At 41.5% G+C, this 2,434-nt stretch carries 2 protein-coding genes; both read left to right on the top strand.

Going from position 1 to position 2,434, the window contains the following annotated elements; translation table 11 throughout:
• Positions 1 to 825: tyrosine-type recombinase/integrase (locus ACSVDD_RS29830; protein WP_510167025.1), on the top strand; the 825-nt coding region annotated here is incomplete at its 5' end.
• A gap of 2 nt (positions 826 to 827) precedes the next feature.
• Positions 828 to 1,967 carry an IS91 family transposase gene (locus ACSVDD_RS29825; protein WP_510167024.1) on the top strand — a complete coding sequence of 380 codons (1,140 nt, stop codon included), beginning with the start codon at positions 828 to 830 and terminating at the stop codon, positions 1,965 to 1,967.
• Positions 1,968 to 2,434 lie beyond the last annotated feature (467 nt).

Genomic DNA, 2,434 nt, shown 5'->3' with positions numbered 1-2,434 from the left:
AAGAATACTCCGGAATCTTCCAGAGAGTCCTATGCGAGAAGGATTCAATCCTTCCTAGATTTCATGAGCGAACAAGATCGTCCGATTGAGTTGACGACCTTAGAGGATATCCAGGAATATATTCTTCATTTAAAGAAAGTTCGGGGACTCTCGGCAGGTACGATTAATAATTATATCTCTTCTGTCCGCTTCTTCTACACGTATGTCTTGGAGAAGGAATGGAATCCAATGAAGGTTCCAAGGATGAAACGTCCCCATACTCTTCCCGTCATCCCTTCCAGGGATGAGATTATCAATCTTATTAACGCTATCGAAAATAAAAAACATAAAGCCATTTTTTCATTAATATATGGCAGTGGTTTGCGGGTTAGTGAAGTCGCCCGTTTGAAGATTGGTGATATCTGCAGTAAAACGATGAGACTAAGAGTCGCGAATGCCAAACATAATACCAATCGTTACACCATTTTATCGAATGAGTCACTTCTTATCTTACGGGATTATTTTAAGGTCGAATTCGCCAATTTGACCTATTCATCTAGTGACTGGCTTTTCCCCGGAATGGAGAAAAGTCATCACATCCATGTAAAAACCATTAAGAACACCATGATTAAGATTAAAACCAAATTGAGGATGGATTCTCAGATTTCTGCCCATACTCTAAGGCATTGTTTTGCCACGCATTCTTTGGAAGACGGTATTGAACCTGTTTTAATCCAACAGATGCTTGGACACAAACGGCTTCAAACCTCAACTGCCTACTTGCACATGACTTCCAAATCTCTTATGGGAGTTCAGAGTCCATTGGACTCAAGGGAAGACAAGTAAACATGAGTATTCAGGATTTGTTTCGAGACTCATTTTCAAGATATAAGCAATCGTATAAGCCCTCCCTGGATCAATCAAAAACCGCAAGGGATATCATGAACTGCAGAACCTCAGCCTTGGGTGGCCGGACTTATGAGTGTGGGACCTGTGGGCATACACAGATCAGCTATAATTCCTGCAGGAATCGGCACTGTACCCAGTGTCAGGGAGTGAATAAGGACATTTGGGTTGATAAAAGAAGGCAGGACATCCTGAATGCACCCTATTTCCATGTCGTCTTTACGATGCCTGAACAATTGCACACGATTATCTACCACAATCAACGTTTGCTTTATGATCTGATGTATAAGGTTGTGGCAGAAACCCTTTTAGAGCTTTCCAGGGATCCCAAATATATTGGAGCACAGATTGGCTTTTTCTCCCTCTTGCACACGTGGGGGCAAAACTTGCATTACCATCCACATATTCACACGGTAGTATTGGCCGGAGGCTTGACAGAAGAGGAACAGTGGCGAGCTGCTTCAAAGAAATTCTTCATTCCAGTAAAAGTACTGTCCAAAAAATTCAGGGGAAAATACCTTTATTATTTGAAGCAGTATTATAGACAAGGATTACTGGAGTTTTATAATCAAGCCGAAATTTATAAGAATCCAAAGGTTTTTCAGGATCTCTTGGACAAGTGTTACTCCCTCGATTGGTACAGTTATACCAAGAGGACTTTCAAAGGGCCCTTGGCAGTGATGAAATACCTTGGACGTTACACCCACCGAATTGCCATTTCAAATAATCGAATCATTTCTATTGAAGAAGACACGGTTACCTTTGGCGTAAAAGATTATAAAAACAACAATAAAAAGAAGACAGTCACCCTGACAAAGGTGGAGTTTATGCGAAGGTTTTTAATGCATGTGCTCCCGAAGGGATTCGTGAAGATCAGGCATTATGGGATCCTTGCGAACAGAAATAAGAAAACCAAACTTAAGCTATGCAGAAAACTGACAAAAAGCCCATTTTATAAACCCAAATTTGAAGGATTAAGTGTAGTAGAGGTGGTCTCCATCATTACGAAAAAGGATGTGAGTCTATGTCCAGGCTGTAGGAAAACTCACCTTCAATTAAATGCTTCAGGAGGCGTACCGTAAGTGGCTGTAATTGAATACTCATTTAAAAAGCCTCTTCAGTGGGGAGGGGGAAATAATGTTCATTTTCGAAAAATCACCGTGTTTCTTCGTTCGCTTAATCCGATAAACTTCCTCAATACTATTTTCCGAGTGGGAAATCGAAAGATTGAAACCCCATAGCCCAGAACCGCGACTTCATTCTTCTCTGGCAATCAAAAATTTTGCGATTTGAGCTGAAAAACGAATAAGATAAAGGCACGATGAGCAGCTAATGCAGCTCATCGTGCCTTTTTTCACGCAAAACTTCCGATTGTCCGCTATAAGAACCGTCCCTGTGTTTACGTTAGTTCCCTTTCAATGGCGCTCATGATGTCGAAGGCCCCCTCTGACTTATTGGAGCAGACAACCGCGATGGATTTTTGTTCTGGGTAATAGGCTGAGTGGAAGCTTACACCAGGGTCGTAGCCCATGACATGGTATTTAAAGAC

This window comes from Azospirillum terrae (assembly GCF_053470425.1).
This window is presented reverse-complemented; position numbering and strand designations above follow the sequence as displayed.

What these genes read in the sequence shown, in the direction of transcription:
- ACSVDD_RS29825 (WP_510167024.1), top strand. Translation starts at nt 828, where the DNA reads ATGAGTATTCAGGATTTGTTTCGAGACTCATTTTCAAGATATAAGCAA.